Below are 1,055 nucleotides of genomic sequence, written 5' to 3' on the forward strand. Positions count from 1 at the left end.
GTGTTGACCAACAAGTACGCCGAGGGCTATCCGGGCAAGCGCTACTACGGTGGTTGTGAGCACGTCGACGTCGTCGAGCAGTTGGCCATCGACCGCGCGAAGTCGTTGTTCGGTGCGTCGTTCGCGAACGTGCAGCCGCACTCCGGTGCGCAGGCCAACGCGGCGGCGATGTTCGCGCTGCTCAAGCCGGGTGACACGATCATGGGTCTGGACCTGGCCCACGGTGGGCATCTCACTCACGGGATGCGGATCAACTTCTCGGGCAAGCTCTACAACGTGGTGCCGTACCACGTGCGCGAGGACGACCACCGCGTGGACATGGACGAGGTGGAGCGGCTGGCCCGGGAGAACCGGCCGAACCTGATCGTGGCCGGCTGGTCGGCCTACCCGCGGCACCTGGACTTCAAGCGGTTCCGGGAGATCGCCGACGAGGTCGGCGCGTACCTGATGGTCGACATGGCGCACTTCGCCGGCCTCGTGGCCGCCGGGCTGCACCCGAACCCGGTTCCGCACGCCCACGTGGTGACCACCACCACCCACAAGACCCTCGGTGGTCCGCGCGGTGGTGTGATCCTCTCGGCCGACGAGGAGTTCGCCAAGAAGTTCAACTCGGCGGTGTTCCCCGGTCAGCAGGGCGGCCCCCTCGAGCACGTCATCGCGGGCAAGGCGGTGCTGTTCAAGATGGCGGCCACCGACGAGTTCGCCGACCGGCAGCGTCGCACGATCGAGGGCGCCCAGGTGTTGGCCGAGCGATTGTCCGCGGACACCGCCAAGACCGGCGTCAAACTCGTCTCCGGCGGCACCGACGTGCACCTCGTGCTGGTCGACCTGCGCGATTCCGAGCTCGACGGCAAGCAGGCCGAGGACCGGCTGCACGAGATCGGCATCACCGTCAACCGCAACGCGGTGCCGAACGACCCGCGCCCGCCCATGGTGACCTCCGGTCTGCGCATCGGCACCTCCGCGCTGGCCACCCGCGGCTTCGGCAAGGAAGAGTTCACCGAGGTCTCCGAGATCATCGCCGAAGCACTGCAGCCCGAACTCGACGAGGCCAC

1 protein-coding gene is annotated in these 1,055 nt (G+C 67.9%); it reads left to right on the plus strand.

Annotation, left to right across the window (positions count from 1 at the left end; translation table 11 throughout):
* On the plus strand, positions 1 to 1,055 hold a 1,055-nt coding region (glyA, locus tag ACYVAN_RS24450), incomplete at both ends, for a serine hydroxymethyltransferase (RefSeq protein WP_460963572.1).

This window comes from Parasphingorhabdus pacifica, from assembly GCF_054779195.1.